Source organism: Chromatium okenii (genome assembly GCF_016583745.1).
In the GTDB taxonomy this organism is placed as follows: domain Bacteria; phylum Pseudomonadota; class Gammaproteobacteria; order Chromatiales; family Chromatiaceae; genus Chromatium; species Chromatium okenii.
Map to the genome: position 1 here is coordinate 40,323 of NZ_NRRQ01000005.1, position 11,705 is coordinate 52,027.

At 51.3% G+C, this 11,705-nt stretch carries 12 protein-coding genes; 3 read left to right on the forward strand and 9 right to left on the reverse strand.

Annotated features, from left to right (window positions below; genetic code table 11):
* The first annotated feature begins 203 nt into the window (after window positions 1-203).
* From CKO12_RS02920 to pdxH, 3 genes are read left to right on the forward strand one after another with little or no spacing between them, the layout of a single operon-like run.
* On the forward strand, window positions 204-2,069 hold the full coding sequence (locus tag CKO12_RS02920; protein WP_200153239.1) for a methyl-accepting chemotaxis protein: 1,866 nt from the start codon (window positions 204-206) through the stop codon (window positions 2,067-2,069).
* Between the two features lie 9 nt (window positions 2,070-2,078).
* Window positions 2,079-3,893, forward strand: a complete 1,815-nt coding sequence (locus CKO12_RS02925; RefSeq protein ID WP_200153240.1) for a GGDEF domain-containing protein — start codon at window positions 2,079-2,081, stop codon at window positions 3,891-3,893.
* Between the two features lie 60 nt (window positions 3,894-3,953).
* A complete protein-coding gene (gene pdxH, locus CKO12_RS02930; protein WP_200153241.1) occupies window positions 3,954-4,601 on the forward strand; it encodes a pyridoxamine 5'-phosphate oxidase in 648 nt (215 codons plus the stop codon).
* Window positions 4,602-4,683: 82 nt separating this feature from the next.
* Here the strand turns inward: pdxH and CKO12_RS02935 are convergent, their stop codons facing one another.
* From CKO12_RS02935 to CKO12_RS02975, 9 genes are all read right to left on the reverse strand, one after another.
* A complete protein-coding gene (locus tag CKO12_RS02935; protein WP_200153242.1) occupies window positions 4,684-5,103 on the reverse strand; it encodes an SCP2 sterol-binding domain-containing protein in 420 nt (139 codons plus the stop codon).
* A gap of 73 nt (window positions 5,104-5,176) precedes the next feature.
* On the reverse strand, window positions 5,177-5,947 hold the full coding sequence (locus CKO12_RS02940) for an SDR family NAD(P)-dependent oxidoreductase (RefSeq protein ID WP_200153243.1): 771 nt from the start codon (window positions 5,945-5,947) through the stop codon (window positions 5,177-5,179).
* Between the two features lie 6 nt (window positions 5,948-5,953).
* Entirely contained in the window at window positions 5,954-7,564 is a 1,611-nt protein-coding gene (locus CKO12_RS02945; RefSeq protein ID WP_200153244.1) for a methyl-accepting chemotaxis protein, read from the reverse strand.
* A gap of 71 nt (window positions 7,565-7,635) precedes the next feature.
* On the reverse strand, window positions 7,636-7,935 hold the full coding sequence (locus CKO12_RS02950; protein ID WP_207146240.1) for a hypothetical protein: 300 nt from the start codon (window positions 7,933-7,935) through the stop codon (window positions 7,636-7,638).
* A gap of 45 nt (window positions 7,936-7,980) precedes the next feature.
* A complete protein-coding gene (locus CKO12_RS02955; protein ID WP_200153246.1) occupies window positions 7,981-8,214 on the reverse strand; it encodes a hypothetical protein in 234 nt (77 codons plus the stop codon).
* A 36-nt stretch (window positions 8,215-8,250) separates the two neighbouring features.
* Complete coding sequence (locus CKO12_RS02960) at window positions 8,251-8,433, reverse strand: type II toxin-antitoxin system HicB family antitoxin (RefSeq protein WP_200153247.1); 183 nt, start codon at window positions 8,431-8,433, stop codon at window positions 8,251-8,253.
* Between the two features lie 120 nt (window positions 8,434-8,553).
* Complete coding sequence (locus CKO12_RS02965) at window positions 8,554-10,275, reverse strand: cation acetate symporter (protein ID WP_200153248.1); 1,722 nt, start codon at window positions 10,273-10,275, stop codon at window positions 8,554-8,556.
* Window positions 10,272-10,583, reverse strand: coding sequence for a DUF485 domain-containing protein (locus CKO12_RS02970; protein ID WP_200153249.1), 312 nt, complete (start codon window positions 10,581-10,583; stop codon window positions 10,272-10,274). Before CKO12_RS02970 ends, CKO12_RS02965 begins: the two co-directional genes overlap by 4 nt.
* A 100-nt stretch (window positions 10,584-10,683) precedes the next feature.
* On the reverse strand, window positions 10,684-11,700 hold the full coding sequence (locus tag CKO12_RS02975; RefSeq protein ID WP_200153250.1) for a dihydroorotate dehydrogenase-like protein: 1,017 nt from the start codon (window positions 11,698-11,700) through the stop codon (window positions 10,684-10,686).
* Window positions 11,701-11,705: the final 5 nt, after the last annotated feature.

Here is an 11,705-nt window from a genome sequence, read left to right on the forward strand (position 1 = left end):
AAATTTTTGCAACTGCGTCACTCCTCACTCAATTCGTTATTGACGCATTGCCGTATATGAGCACGGATATAAGCGTCAACTTAAAACGGCTGCGGTTTATTCATAGCATCGTTTTCATCTGGTTGTCACCTTGACGTGTTTTACTACGATAATCAACAACTTTGTATTGCAATGAATGATGTTAAATCATTTCATTTTCCCCGATGACTATTCGTAAAAGCGTTACTCTCGCCGCGATCTGCGTCACCTTATTAGTCGCCGCCGCTTTGATTCTGGTCGCCCGCGCCAGCAATGCCCGCATCGAAAGCCGCGTCGCGCTCGCCGTGACCACTGATCGCACGCTCATTTGGGGGCAGGTGGTGGAGCGGCTGTTTGACAAGATGGCAAGCGGGATCGCGGCATTTGACAGCGATTTCACCCTCCGCCAAGCGATTAAGGCGCACGATGCCGACGCGTTGCAGCACGCGGTGGCGGCGCTCACTAACTTGATCAGCGAGCAAGGGTATTTTGAGCAACTGTATATTTTTGATGCTGCCGCGCAGCAGCTCTGTTGCGGCACCACGCCGCTGCCGCCAGATGTGCGGGCGTTGAGTCAGCTCCCGCCGCCGGATGAACAACCGCTGCGGCGCATCGGTCGCAACGCGCAAGGTGAACCGGTGGCGTTGCTGGCATTTCGGCTGTTCGTGCGCCATGCGCCGATTGGCGTGATCGTGTTGCAACAACCGCTGCACAGTGCGCTGGAACGCTTCAAAACCGTTGCCAATTCTGAGGTCGCGCTTGCCAGCGCCAGCGGACAATTGTTTCTCAACACTGCGCCAGCCCGTTTTGCCGAGCTGCAAATCGCGCTGCCCGTGCTCGGCGAGCGGCGTTATCAGGTCGTCACCGCTGCGGATGCGACCTACACCGCCAGCGTCGTTCCCATCGCCGGCGTGGACGGACAACCGCTCGTCCATCTCCTCAGCTTGACGGATGAAACCGCACTCTTTGCCGCGCAGCGCCAATTTGAATGGATCGCCTACAGCGGCGTCGCACTCCTGCTGTTAGCCGCCAGCCTCGGTTTATTTTGGTATATGCGCTGGGCGCTCTTGCCGCTCAATGCCGCCGTCGCCACCGTATCGGCGCTGGCGGAGGGCAATTTGAACGTCTCCTTTGCCACCACCAGCACGGACGAAGTCGGACGCCTGATGACCGCCTTGCAAGCAATGGTTGAACGCATTCGCGGCATCGTCACCCATCTGCACACCGCCAGCAGCGATCTCCACAATTCAGCGGGCGATATGGCGACCTTGGCGCAAAACAGCAAAATTCAGTTTGATCGCCAAAAAACGGAAACCAGCACCGTTGATGCCGCCATCACCCAACTCGCCACTTCTGCGCAAGAAGTCACCAATCACACCAGTCGCGCCGTCGGTGCGACGGAAATGGCACGGCAGCGCCTCAGCAGCAGTCGGGAATTGCTCACCGCCACCACCGCCATCATTGAACAATTGGCGCAGGATATTGACCAAGCAGCGGGCGTCGTGATTGGGCTGGCGCAACACAGCCAAGCGGTCGGCAACGTGCTGGACGTGATCCGCAACATCGCCAGCCAAACCAACTTGCTGGCGCTCAATGCGTCGATTGAAGCGGCGCGAGCGGGTGAACACGGACGCGGCTTTGCGGTGGTCGCCGATGAAGTGCGGCAATTGGCCACGCGCACCCATCAATCTATTCAAGAAATTGAAACGATGATTAACAGTTTGAAAAGCAGTTCTGCGCAAGCAGTAGACGTGATTCATGCCAATCGTGATCGCGCCCAACAAAGCGTTAGCCATTATGGACAAGCGGTCACTCATTTAGATGTCTTTGCAGAAGCCGTCAACGTATTAACCGATATGACTCATCAAATTGCCAGCGCCGCTGAAGAAGAAAGTCGCATGGTTGAAGAAATTGCCCGCGCCATTAACCAAATCACCTTGTTAGCACAAGAATATGCCTCAGATGCCGCACAAGGATTTGGACAAAGTACGCAATTAAACACGCTTTCGCAAGCATTGCGCGAACGGGTTGCCTATTTTCGGATTCATTAGCGAGTTTTTATGCGTCTACAATCCAGCATCAATGCGCCAACAACGCTCGTTCATCGCGCCCGTGAAGTGCTCACTTATGCGCTGCAACCGGTGGTCAACATTCACACCGGCGGCGTTTATGGCTATGAAGCCTTATTGCGCGGTATTGGCGCACTGGGTTTTAATGATGTCAAGCAATTATTAAGCGCAGCGTGGCAGCAACATTGCGCAGTTGAATTGGATGAACTGCTGCGTGAATTAGCCATCGCCCAATTTGTGCAATTGCCAAACGCAGCGCGGTATCGGCTATTTTTTAATGTCGATCCGCGATTATTAGCGGGTGAAGAGCCAGATGCCACACTGGCGCTATTACACCGTTATGGTTTGACGCCTGAAGTGCTGTGTTTTGATTTATCTGAACATACCGATTTAACTGCACAACCCAGCATTGCCAATACCATTGCCACCTATCGGCGGCAGCACTTTCAATTCGCCATTGATGACTTTGGCAGCGGCTATGCCGGACTGCGCTTGTTGTATGAATATCCGCCCGACTTACTCAAAATCGACCGTTTTTTTATTAACGGGATTGCCACCGATCATCGGAAACGGCTGTTTGTTGCCAACGCCGTGCAGCTCGCGCATGTCATGGGTATCAGCGTGATTGCGGAAGGCGTTGAAACCGCACCCGAATTATTGGCATGTCGAGAAGTGGGTTGTGATCTTGTGCAGGGTTTTTTTATTGCACATCCGCAATTACAGATTGAGGATTTGCGCGTCAATTATGAGCATATCCACGCGGTCAATCAACGCGACCGCCGCGAACCGCACACCGATCTTGCTTTAATTGAGGAGCGCATGGAATACATTCCGCCGCTGCTTGCCAGCGCCAAAGTGAAATCATTATTTGAAGCCTTCCGCCGTCACAAAGCATACACCATTATTCCATTATTAGATGACGCTGAGCGCCCGCTGGGGCTCATTCACGAAGCCGATATTAAAGAACACATTTATTCTGCGTATGGGCGCGATCTCATTCTGAATCCTGCCTTTACGCGGACATTGTTTGATTTTGCGCGTCCCTGTCCGACGATTGATCGTCACGCTTCTGTAGAGCGAATGCTCGAAGCCTTTTCTGCGAATGTCAATCCAGCGGGTATTATTGTGACGCAAGACGCCCGCTATATTGGTTTTATTTCCGCAATGGCGCTGCTGCAATTGATTGAACAAAAAAATATCGCCGTCGCTCGTGACCAAAATCCGCTCACCAAGCTGCCGGGCAATATCCCTATTCACAATTACGTTTCCCATCATCTTAACGGTGATACCGTCATGCGCCATTTTGTGTATTTTGATTTCGATCATTTCAAGGCATTTAACGATCATTATGGTTTTAGAATGGGAGATCGCGCCATTCTGATGTTTGCAGAATTATTGCGGAAAGAATTAAGCAGTGGTGCTTGGTTTATTGGTCATATTGGCGGCGATGATTTCTTTGCGGGTATTCACGACGCACCCTCAGCGCAGGTGCTGAATCAAATTCAATATCTACTCGCTAAATTTAGCGCAGATGTGCAAAGTCTTTACGATCCCGAAGATCGGCAACGCGGTTTTATTCGCGCTTGTGATCGCTTTGGTGAAAAACGCGAAATGCCGTTAATGCGCTGTAGTGCGGCGTTAATTGAAATGCGCCCGGGCGAGCGTTATGGGTGTGTGGAAGCATTGGGGCGCGTGATTGCGCACATGAAACATCAAGCCAAAACGAGCATTTCTGGTTTAGTGTTTCGCCATGATGCAGATACTCGCGGTTCTTCCCAAATCATTGCGGATGAAATGGTGTCATAATGTGCGGTCGCTGCCGCGCAAATGCGCATTCACTGGTGAATAAAAGAGTCGTTGTGAACTATGAATATCAATCCCGTGAGCGTTCGTGATGAATTAATGGCGCAAGGTTTAACCCGCGCTGAATTGCATTCAGACCCGCTGCAACAATTCCAAAAGTGGTATGAATTTGCGATTGCTACCGACCTTCCAGAACCCAATGCAATGAGCTTGTGTACGGTAAATGAATGCGGCCAGCCGTCGGTGCGCACCGTATTATTAAAACTCTATGATGCGCGGGGATTTGTCTTCTTTACCAATTATGAAAGCCGCAAAGCGCAAGAGATTGAACATAATCCCCAAGTAGCTATGCTCTTTCCTTGGGTGGCATTAGCGCGGCAAGTGCAAATTAGTGGTCGTGCTGAACGAATTTCAACCGCAGAATCCTTAAAATACTTTATGACTAGACCACGCGGCAGCCAACTCGGGGCGTGGTCATCGCCACAAAGTCAGGTGATTCGATCACGGGCGCTGTTGGAAGCTAAGGTTGCTGAAATTGCACATAAATTTGGCGCGGGTGAGATTCCATTGCCAGACTTTTGGGGCGGTTATCGGGTGGTGCCGACGCGGATTGAATTTTGGCAAGGACGGGATAGTCGTTTGCATGATCGCTTTTGTTATCAACGCAATACGGAAGCGCAAGCGTGGACAATTGAGCGTCTCGCGCCTTAATCGTTGGGGCAGCATTTCTATACAATTAACGGCATAAAAAAAGCCCGCTTTGCAGCGGGCTTTTTGGGTCATGCGCAGGCAATTATGCCAATTCGTCGGTCTCAATCCGTTGCATTAAAGCAAAACTCTTCACGAAGGGATTTGCCATGCGGGGGTCTTTTAACATTGCGGAGTAGTCGCCAACATTAAACTTGAGCTTGCCCGTTGCAAATGCGGTGCCCATTCCCATCATGCCGATGCCCTTTTCTACCCACTTGAGCCAGTCCTTCAGATCAGCACGCATGTCCCAATTTGCTGGTGGATCGCTTTCCGTCCATTCACCAGCGCGAACACAAATGCCATTCTCGACGACGAATAAGCCACGCGGTTCTTCTTCATCTTTGAAGCCGCAATAAATCACCGAATTGAAATCAATTTCGGCCAACTTCTCGCACACTTCTGGCTCGCTATTCCAAGCCTCTTTCAGGTCATTCATCCAATCGGCAGAAAACAGTGCAGACATCGTATTCAATCCTCCAGTTTATGGTGATTTAAACAGGCGCATTCTCTCGCGCCGGGGCAAATTCTATCAGGAATCAGCCGAGCGTATAGCCAGCATCTACCTTGAGAATCGCGCCGGTAATCAAGCGGGCTTGTGGTGAGGCGAGAAACAATACGGCGGCGGCAACATCGGCTGGTGTCACGAACTGCTGTTGGAGCACATGGCGCTGGGCGACGGTCGCTGCCATCAAGCCGGTCGCCTCGCCCCACATGTCCGATGCGACGACGCCGGGCGCAACGCCGTTGACGCGAATGCCGCGTGGTGCCAGCGCCAGCGCCAGCCGCTGCGTGAGCAGGTCGAGTCCGGCTTTGCTGACCGAGTAACTGCTTGAAGTACAAGTATGAAATGAATGCTGCGCACAGGCTGATGACAGGGTGATGACCACTGCGGCGGCGCTGCGTGCCAATAACGCGAGGCTGGCTTGGGTCAGCGCGAACGGCGCAATCAGGTTGGTTTCCAAGGTCATACGCCACGCGGTCACGCTTTCGCTCAGATCGCCGGAAGCGAGAATGACGCCGGCGTTGTGAACCAAGACATCTAGCCGCCCGGCTTGGGCGGTGATGATGGCGACCAGTTCGGCGATAAACGCAGCTTCGGTCACGTCGCCAGTCAGCGCGATCAAGTGCCCGCTGGCGGTCGCTTCTGCCCACTGCGCCTGAAGTTGCGCCACCTTTGCCGGAGTGCGTCCGCAGGTGTAAACGGTTGCGCCGCTGGCGAGAAAGGCGGCGACTAAACCCGCGCCGATGCCGGAGGTGCCGCCGGTGATGCAGACGATGCGCGGCAATTCAGCAGTGTCAGTCGTCATTTTTATTCATCCTGCAAACCGAAACGCCGCCATTTCGCCATTGAACGCTTCAATTAAAGCCAGCAAGCGCGAACACGCTCGCAAGGTGTCATCCACGCCGCCAGCGGTTTGATCGACGGACTGATGAATCGCGTTGGTGCTTTGGTCAATGGCAGAAGAGACGTGTCCTTGCTGTTGCGCCGCCGTCGCAATTTGCGTCGTTAAATCGCTGATCGTGGACACGGCAGTGCCAATTTCTTTCAGTGCCTGATCCACTTTATCGGTGTGTTGGATGGTCAACACCGCCTGCTCACGTCCTTGGCGCATCGCCCCCGCCACATCACGCGAACCGCGTTGAATCTGCTCAATCATGTCTTGAATTTCTTTGGTGGACAGTTGCGTCCGACTCGCCAACGCCCGCACCTCGGCTGCAACCACCGCAAAGCCGCGTCCCTGTTCACCAGCGCGGGCGGCTTCAATCGCAGCATTGAGCGCCAGCAAATTGGTCTGCTCGGCAATGCCACGAATCACATCCAGCACCGAGCCGATGCGTTCACTATCCGCTTCCAACTGCGTCATCGCTTCCGCGCCGCGCATCACCTCGCCAGTCAAGCCATTGATCGAAGTGACCGCCGACTGCACCGTCGTTTGACTGAGCGCGACATCGCGTTTCGCATCCGCAGCAGCGGTTGAAACCACCGTGCTATTGCGGGCAATTTCCACCACCGTTGCCGTCATTTCATTGATCGCCGTCGCCACCTGCGCCACTTCATGCTGTTCACGGTTCGCATTTTGAGACGTTTTCGCCGCGATGGTTTGCAACTGCTGCGTCACCTCGTACATCTGCCGCACGCTCGCTGCGATGCGCCCGAATGACGTAGCCAAGCTGGTTTGCAACTGCCCAAACGCCCGACTGAGCACGGCAATCTCGGTCTCGCCGTTCATCAGCACCATCTCACCGCGAAAATCGTTATTTGCCATCCGCACCGACAACTGTTGCAGCGCCGCCAATGGTTTTAACAATTGCGCGAGCGCCAGAAGCCCGCCAATAAATCCGACAGTCAGCAGCAGCGTTGCCGCCAAACTCGCATAAGTGCCCCATGCGAGCTGGCGCTCTAATTCCTGCTGGGCGTGTTCTTTTTCAGTTTGCACGCGGGTTACGAGCGCGTTGAGTTGCTCAGTCATCGTCTGCGCGGTCGCATCAAACGCACTCATCAGCGCATTACCACCATCTGGCCCTTCCGCCACATAACGCTGCGCCATGTGTTGACCGGCATCGTAATAAGCGGTGAGAGCGCGAGTTAAATCCGCTGCTGCCAAAGTTGCATCTAATTCTGCTAATTGCGTGATATTCATGCGAGCGGCAGCAAAATACTGTTGCGCTTGCGTAAACCCATCATCTAAACCATCTCGACCGCGAGTGGCGCTGATGTCAGTCAACCATTGTTGAATTTGAATCACGTTAATTTTAAATTCTAAAGCGCGTTCTTGCAGGCGGTCTTGATGAACAGCAATGTGATTGATTGATTGTTGAATGTGATTGGCGACGTAAACGCCACCGCCGCCCATGAGAATCGTGAGAGCGCCAAGAATGGCAAATAACAACCGCGCCCGCGCCAAAATACCTAACTTTGCCATTGCTCGCTCCTAAAGGATTGAAAAGGAGATTGGTATTAAAATCAGAACACTCTTGCGCGGAGATGCAAGCGTCAAGGATTAAAAATAGTCATAGAAATTAAATGACCATCTTGCGCATCAATTCTGAATGTTTTGTATTTACGCGGTGTTTCTTCTTCAAACGTAGGAAACAAATTTGGTTCCATCGTTTTACGTCTAATGCGATTCGGTGCGTCAAAACCGAAAGTGACCAGCCAATGTTGTTCTTGTTCATCAAATGTAATTTCTTCAAGCGCCAAATGCGGCAATACCTCGTCTGCAAAAAGTTGCATGGCTTGCTCACGCGCCGCGCAAACGGCTTTTTTTATATCAATACTCATGATGTTTATCATGCCGCACGATAAACGCAGAGTGAGGTAGTTAAAAAAAGTGATCAGTTAGTCGTCGTCAACGAGTGGCGCACGCGGCGGAACCTTCTCTAGGATGGCACGAAATACGGCTGCATTGGCACGGTTGGCACGGGTACAGAGATAGCTTTCGGCGGTCAGAGCGGAAATTTTTTCCGCCACTGCGCTCATAACGAATTGTTCGACGGGAACGCCGTCTAGGTCAGCCATCTCTTGGAGGTGGCGCTGAATCGAGTTGGGAAGGGTTAGATTTAAGGTCGTCATGCCAATTGCTCCAGCAAGATTTTCGGAGTGATCACCTCAATGCTGTAAGTTCTGAGTTTGGTTCATTTCTTTCACTGCCGCTAAATACTCTTCAAGAGCATCTTGGATATTTTCTAAAGCTTCTTGTTCAGAATCTCCTTCAGACCAACAGCCGGGTAATCCGGGGACAGAAACACTGATGCCTTCTTCGGTGCGATGAAAAACAACGGTGTATTTCACTTTGTGATGACCTCTTGCAATTGGCAGTTTTCAGTCAAGTTTGTAATAAAAAACAGTGTTTCCACCGCCAACTAACAACTGTCAGCCGGCAATTTCACCGACTGACAGCGCACAATTTACTTAATGCCCGGATGCGCCCTCAGCGCCAATGCCGGTTTCACAACGAATCCGCTGCGCGGGATACGCATCCCGATCAATTTTGCCGCGTTCTGAATAATCAAACCGCGAAAAAAACCAGATACAAATGAATGATACCGGAATTGAAATAATCGCCGGATTATCCAAAAAGAATAACCCTACCGGTTTACCATCCGCGCCCACATGACCGAGCACATCACCCCAGACTGCTTTAGACAACACGGTTAAGACAAAGGCGCTCAGTAAACCCGCAAAGCCGCCAATTAACGCACCGCGAGTCGTCATCTTGCTCCAGAAAATCGACGCCACCAATACCGGGAAGTTTGCGCTTGCTGCAATCGCAAATGCCAATCCCACCATAAACGCCACGTTTTGACTTTCAAAAGCAATGCCTAATCCAATCGCCACCAAACCCAAGCCAAAGGTTGCAAACTTTGAAACCCGAATTTCAGTGGTTTCATTACTGCGTCCGCGTGCAATCACATTCGCATATAAATCATGGGAAATTGCCGACGCGCCCGCCAAAGTTAAGCCAGAAACAACCGCTAAAATCGTCGCAAAGGCAACCGCCGAAATAAAGCCGAGGAATAAATTTCCGCCCACTGCTTCTGCTAAACGAATCGCCACCATGTTGGTGCCGCCGTTAATTCCGCTCACTAACTGGTCTTTTAATACCGAACCGTCGGCCGCCAACGCTGAAGGCTTAAAGAATTCAGGATGCTGCGCCAACAATACAATTGCCGCAAAACCAATAATGAAGGTTAAGATGTAGAAATAGCCAATAAAACCGGTCGCATAAAACACCGATTTACGCGCCTCTTTCGCATCTGGCACCGTAAAAAAGCGCATCAAAATATGGGGCAAACCAGCCGTCCCAAACATCAATGCCAATCCTAATGAAATTGCATTGATTGGGTCTTTCACTAACGACCCCGGCGACATAATGGCATCTGCTTTTGGATGATGTTCAACTGCTTGTCGGAACATCTCCTCTGGTGAAAAACCAAAATAATACAGCGCCGAACCCGCCATAAAGGTCGCACCGCACAGCAACAACACTGCCTTAATAATCTGCACCCAAGTTGTCGCCGTCATACCACCAAAGATGACATAAACCATCATCAAAATGCCGACGATGACTACTGCTATCCAATAGTCCAAACCAAAGAGCAATTGAATCAATTTGCCCGCGCCGACCATTTGCGCGATCAAATAAAACGATACCACCACCAACGATGAAATCGCCGCCATCGTGCGGATTTGCGTTTGTCCGAAGCGATATGAGCTGACATCTGCAAAGGTAAACTTGCCGAGATTACGAATCTGTTCGGCAATTAAAAACATAATGATCGGCCAGCCAACCAAAAAGCCGATAGAATAAATCAGCCCGTCATAACCGGAGGAAAATACCAAGCCCGAAATACCTAAGAATGAGGCTGCCGACATATAATCGCCAGCAATTGCTAACCCATTCTGAAAACCCGTAATGCCGCCACCCGCAGTATAAAAATCGCTCGCAGTGCGAGTGCGTTTTGCTGCCCAATAGGTAATCCCAAGGGTGCCCGCTACAAACGCCACAAACATATAAATGGCAGTTAAATTTAACGCCTGTTGCTCAACTGCCCCGGATAATGCCGGAGCTGCCGCCAACGCAAATGGCGTTAGTAACGCCACGAGTATTCCCCAACTGGCATAACGTCTCATTGTTGTAAATCCTCACGAATGATTTTGGTCAATTCATCAAACTTGCCATTCGCTTTCGCAACATATAAGCCAGTTAAAATGAACGCGGCGACAATAATAACGACGCCCACCGGAATGCCCATCGTCATTACCGCTCCGGCAGCAATCGGAGTACCGAGTAATTTCGGCCCAAAGGCAATCACCAGAATAAACCCGTAATACATCACCAGCATCAGCGCGGTTAAATTCCACGCAAAACATCTGCGACTACAGATCAATTCCTGATAACGCGGGTGCTGTTGCACAGCGTCAATAAAATCTTGTTGCATAACTGACTCCTGAGTGAATGAACGAAAACCCCGCTCAAATAAAGCGGGGCTGCTGAATTAACCACACAATGCTGTGTGGCGTTGATAACTCGCACTACAGTTACACTCTGACGCCCGGCGCACTGCTATAGCTATCTAAAATGCTCACATAATTGGCGCGTTCAAAGTCTGCCGGATTAGGTACCGTCAGCGCACTCACGCGCCCACGAAAATCGTCAACACTCTCAAAACCTTGTTCAGTCATCCATTCCTGAATTCCGTTCAGAATTAACGCCATTTGCGCCGGCCCGTGTTGTAATAACACGCTGCATAAATGCACCACATCAGCACCCGCTAAAAGCAATTTAATTGCATCTTCAGCAGTATGAACGCCACCAGTCGCGCCTAAGGACAAGCCTTCAATGCGCCCATATAAAATCGCCAGCCAGCGCATCGCTAATAACGTTTCCGCTGAAGTCGATGGACGTAAAGTCGATTGCAAACGCAAGCCGTGAATATCAATGTCGGGTTGATAAAAACGATTGAATAAGGCAACGCCATTGGCACCAGCAGCAGCGGCAGCAGCAACGATATGACCAAGCGAACTAAAAGCGGGAGACAATTTCAAATTGATCGGAATTTGAATCTGGCTGCGTAATTCGCGCAGCAGGTTGAGATAACGCTCTTCGACTTCCGCGCCGCTGTGACGAATATCAGCAGCAACGTAATACACATTTAATTCCAAAGCATCTGCGCCCGCTTGTTCAATTGAGCGGGCATGACGAATCCAGCCGCTGCTGGTGACGCCGTTGAGACTGGCGATGACCGGAATCTCCAGCGTTTCTTTGAGCTTGCGCAGATGGTCAAGATATTGGTCAAGTGCGCCAGTAAAGTCTTGATGCTGCGGGAGAAAGCCGCTGCCAACTTCGGCAAAACCGGTGTCTTGATTGTCGAGAAAACGCGCCATTGCTTCGGTTTCAGCGGTGACGGCTTCTTCAAATAAAGACCACATGATGACTGCGGCAGCGCCGTTGTCTTCTAATTCACGCGCAGTGCTGAGATGTTTTGTCAGCGGCGATGCGGAAGGCACCAGCGGATTTTTGAGGGTCAAACCGAGATAAGAAGTGGTTAAATTCATAGATA